Here is a 3463-nt window from a genome sequence, read left to right on the forward strand (position 1 = left end):
CTCCTAATGCGCTGCCGCCACCGGTTAGTTTATTGAACAAGTTACATTATGTATGAAAAGAAAGGATATTACCAACAATAACTCATTGCCAGTATTTGTAAAAACAAATCTAAAGGACGTAACTCAGAATGCCGCTGCGGCAGCAAGCCCTGAACGTTGGCTGAAATTATATTATGAGACTTCTAAGCTTCATTTTCATTTTTCTTATTGGACAGACAATAACCGGATACTCACAAGCGCCTTTTGGAATAAAGTCATGTAAGATTGACTTTGTTTTCGCTAACGGTTTTCAAAAAGGGACAAAGACAATTGTATTTAGCGACTCGGGCAGAATCGGAAAAGAATTTGGTATAATACACGTTGACACATCGGCAAACGCTGACATTCCAAAAGAAGTAATTGGAAACAGAACAGTTTACAATCGGCTTATTATACAAACGCAAGACTCGGTTTTCGTTATTGACTTAGACCTTCTGGAAGGAAGTAAGCGGGCAGCACTATATTTTAATGCAGGACCAAATACTAACGACACATTATTTGGTAATACGCAAAAGAGGGTAGGAGAAGATACATTTCTGGGAAAAAGGTGTGACATATATGACATGGGCGGAGCCAAGATTTGGTATTGGAAAGGTATTGCATTAAGGAAAGTGTTGCTTGCTGACCAGATTTACGAATATGCTACTTCGATTGACGAAGACTATATTATTAAGCCTGATGAGTTTGACATTCCGAAAAACGTGAAGATGCAATAACTTCAGCCAACAGGTAGTTTGCTGCCATAGCGGGCGACGAACATGTGCTGAACATCTATAATTCTATTAAACTGTATATCTTTATCCAAACTGACGTGCAAGGATACCGCTCCGGCAGCAAGCCTGAAACGTTGTGTGCCATACAATTTGACAATATTCAACAATGCAAAGATTTAAGACAAGACTCAACCCTATGACAATTGTTATTATTTGGACAATGCTCATAATTGTGTTGACGCCAATTTTAATGTTTGTTTCAAATTTTGGGAAGTCTGGTGGTTATCAAAGCCCTTTGACAACTCTTGGAGCTATGATAATCATAGCGTTGTATGGTGCTGCAATACTTTCATTAGCGACACCTTTTATTTACAGACAATGGTTCAGACAAAATTTGTGGTTTGGCTTTATTATCTTATTGACACTTGCCCCCGTTGCAAGACTTATATATGATGACCTGACAAGAAGCCCCTATGCGTCTGCTGAAACGTTTACCAGAATAGGTAACGATGAAATCACAACCAAAACCGAGTTCTACGACGATTCTAAAAAAATAAGAAGTGTAAGTTTTTGGAAAAACGACAAACGCGACAGTGTTTGGAAAGTATTTTCAAAGGACGGACAGATCATAAAACAACAAAGCTTTCATAATGACACATTGATTGATAAGTAATGTACAGCACACAACAGCGGGTTTGCTGCCATAGCGGCTTGACGAATCTGTGCTGAACATCAGCAATTCTATTAAACTATATATCTTTATCCAAGCTGACGTGCAAACTTGCCGCTCCGGCAGCAAGCCTTAACCGTTAGTAGCCATTATGCAAACTCTCTAATTATAGCATCTACCTATAAAAACATGACACGAGTTTTTCTTCTCATCTTACTTTTTATCGGACAAAGTACATTTGGACAGCTAGACACAAGTTTTGGAAAACCAATCTTTTGGTATCGTGTTAGCGACCCATGGGCTATGTTCATGGGAGCAGAAGGCCCACCCTTCATTTTGTATGACAATGGCAAAGTTTTATTTTGGAAAGGTGGAGGCTATAATGTGACACACCTTGACGAAGGCGAAAAGTTGGAACTCATTGATGAACTTAACTTGAGAGACACCCTCTTTCAAAAAAGCAGATTTTACAATGCAACTAATCCAGACCCTAATGGCGAAATAATGGCGGCAGACAATCCTTCTTATAGCGTTTTTGTAAAGCTTGACACTTTGGTTCGTGTTTCAGTTTACGGATATATTTCATCAAAGGATTATCGGAAAAGATTTCCATCGCAAGTTCTCAAAATTCATGACTTCGTATTAAACTTTGACGCTGACAAATACACGAAGTGGATACCTGACAAAATTGAAATAATGTTGTCTGACTATAGCCACTCACCTGACACACCAATTCAATGGCCCGCAAATTGGCCTGACCTTAATAGTCCAGACACAAGAAAGCATGAAGGTCATGTTACAAGTATATTCTTAGACAAAAAATATTTCAGCCAGTTGACAAAACTCATCAAGAAAAGACGAGAAAAGCAAGCGTTTGAAATCAATGGTAAAAAGTATTTTATTGGATATAGATTTCCAATACCAGGACTGTATTAAAAACGGCCACTAACATAGTATTGCCAAAAGCGGCGCAGAAGAATATATCATCATCTGCATCTCGCTATCAGCATCGGTTCGGGCTTGACTTGCTTCGCTGCGTCAATTAAATGTTTATCAGCTTTTATAATTCTATTTATCTTTAGTTCCAGGCTGGACGTTATAAAATATCCCGCCTTCGGCAATACTTTAACGTTGGCTGTAACCCATTTGACAATCCGCAAACTTGAAATGAAAAAAGTTTTACTCATAATACTTTTACTACTTGGACAGAGTAGCTTTGGACAAACCAATGTTAAAGAAATCAATATAAAAGCTTGGAAAAAAGACTACGAAAAGCTGCCATTTTGGAATAAAGAAATTGACCACGCAGGTTCAGAAGGTTATATTGATACTTTCACAGTTAACAAGACACATTTTAGAATAGTCCATAACGACGCAACATTTGATGGAACAGTTCAAGTTTACAAAGGAAACAAATGGATTGACAATATTCAATTTGAGAATTTAGGTAATCACAATGACTACGACATTACAAATGATTTAGATGGTGACGGCAATAAGGACTTAATTTTTTATTGGAAATGGCACGGTGAAATTTATTTCTTTGACAAACTGAATAATCGCTTTTCCGATTCACTTGACTGTACAATTAGTAGAGATTGGACAACCTTAAATTCTTCCAAACACATTTACTTTGAAAACCAATTTGGAAAATTAATGAACAGCCCAGTTCACTCAAACCTTCTCACCTTTAAGAACAAAAAACGAATTGAAATTGCGTCGCTTGAAATGAACTTTGACACAAGTTATGACACAGACAACAGTGGCAACTTGACAAATTGTAAACTCTTTATAAGTAGCGTGAAAAAATCTATTGAAAGCTTTAACGTGACAAAAAAGGTTGGTCCAGACGAATATGATTTAGAGAAGTATTGGAAAACAAAACTCAAAAAGATATTGGGCTACAGCCAACAAGTGCATCCTATGTAAAGCGGTTTTCGAGGGGTGATATGTGAATAAAGGTACTACATAAAGAGATAGATTTAGTACGCTGTGGATTTACATGATTGAATATTCTTCAGCTCATAGATGTTACTACAGC

At 37.3% G+C, this 3463-nt stretch carries 5 protein-coding genes; 4 read left to right on the plus strand and 1 reads right to left on the minus strand.

Annotation, left to right across the window (positions count from 1 at the left end):
• Positions 1 to 173 precede the first annotated feature (173 nt).
• Positions 174 to 755 carry a hypothetical protein gene (locus tag FC093_RS23390; protein WP_137264246.1) on the plus strand — a complete coding sequence of 194 codons (582 nt, stop codon included), beginning with the start codon at positions 174 to 176 and terminating at the stop codon, positions 753 to 755.
• A gap of 2 nt (positions 756 to 757) precedes the next feature.
• Here the strand turns inward: FC093_RS23390 and FC093_RS23960 are convergent, their stop codons facing one another.
• Entirely contained in the window at positions 758 to 916 is a 159-nt protein-coding gene (locus FC093_RS23960) for a hypothetical protein (protein WP_170971215.1), read from the minus strand.
• Between the two features lie 32 nt (positions 917 to 948).
• Between FC093_RS23960 and FC093_RS23395 the strand changes: the two genes are divergently transcribed.
• The 3 genes from FC093_RS23395 (at position 949) to FC093_RS23405 (ending at position 3351) form a co-directional block, all read left to right on the plus strand.
• Positions 949 to 1425 (plus strand): toxin-antitoxin system YwqK family antitoxin, encoded by a 477-nt coding sequence (locus FC093_RS23395; protein ID WP_137264247.1) that lies wholly within the window; start codon positions 949 to 951, stop codon positions 1423 to 1425.
• A 186-nt stretch (positions 1426 to 1611) separates the two neighbouring features.
• Positions 1612 to 2358 carry a hypothetical protein gene (locus tag FC093_RS23400; RefSeq protein ID WP_137264248.1) on the plus strand — a complete coding sequence of 249 codons (747 nt, stop codon included), beginning with the start codon at positions 1612 to 1614 and terminating at the stop codon, positions 2356 to 2358.
• A 231-nt stretch (positions 2359 to 2589) separates the two neighbouring features.
• Positions 2590 to 3351 carry a hypothetical protein gene (locus tag FC093_RS23405; RefSeq protein WP_137264249.1) on the plus strand — a complete coding sequence of 254 codons (762 nt, stop codon included), beginning with the start codon at positions 2590 to 2592 and terminating at the stop codon, positions 3349 to 3351.
• Positions 3352 to 3463 lie beyond the last annotated feature (112 nt).

It is taken from the genome of Ilyomonas limi (genome assembly GCF_005233845.1).
Taxonomy (GTDB): Bacteria; Bacteroidota; Bacteroidia; order Chitinophagales; family Chitinophagaceae; genus Ilyomonas; species Ilyomonas limi.

Bases quoted from the DNA above. Each gene is read 5' to 3' on its own strand.
- FC093_RS23390 (WP_137264246.1), top strand. From the start codon at position 174: ATGAGACTTCTAAGCTTCATTTTCATTTTTCTTATTGGACAGACAATA.
- FC093_RS23395 (WP_137264247.1), top strand. From the start codon at position 949: ATGACAATTGTTATTATTTGGACAATGCTCATAATTGTGTTGACGCCA.
- FC093_RS23400 (WP_137264248.1), top strand. From the start codon at position 1,612: ATGACACGAGTTTTTCTTCTCATCTTACTTTTTATCGGACAAAGTACA.
- FC093_RS23405 (WP_137264249.1), top strand. From the start codon at position 2,590: ATGAAAAAAGTTTTACTCATAATACTTTTACTACTTGGACAGAGTAGC.